Source organism: Streptomyces mangrovisoli (assembly GCF_000974985.2).
GTDB classification, from domain to species: domain Bacteria; phylum Actinomycetota; class Actinomycetes; order Streptomycetales; family Streptomycetaceae; genus Streptomyces; species Streptomyces mangrovisoli.
Genome location: NZ_LAVA02000155.1, coordinates 1 through 206 on the forward strand (window position 1 = coordinate 1; position 206 = coordinate 206).

Consider the following 206-nt stretch of genomic DNA (forward strand, 5'->3'; position numbering starts at 1 on the left):
GTGTTGGTTCTGAAACCACGAACAGCCCCATATCTCCATGGGTTTGATGGAGTGTGGTGCGGCATTGTTCGACAGTTTCATAGTGTTTCGGTGGTCATAGCGTGAGGGAAACGCCCGGTTACATTCCGAACCCGGAAGCTAAGCCTCACAGCGCCGATGGTACTGCAGGGGGGACCCTGTGGGAGAGTAGGACACCGCCGAACAAT

General features: G+C 55.3%; 1 rRNA gene. It reads left to right on the forward strand.

Annotation, left to right across the window (positions count from 1 at the left end):
• Positions 1 to 86 precede the first annotated feature (86 nt).
• A 5S ribosomal RNA gene (gene rrf, locus WN71_RS38585) occupies positions 87 to 203 on the forward strand.
• The last annotated feature ends 3 nt before the right edge of the window (positions 204 to 206 follow it).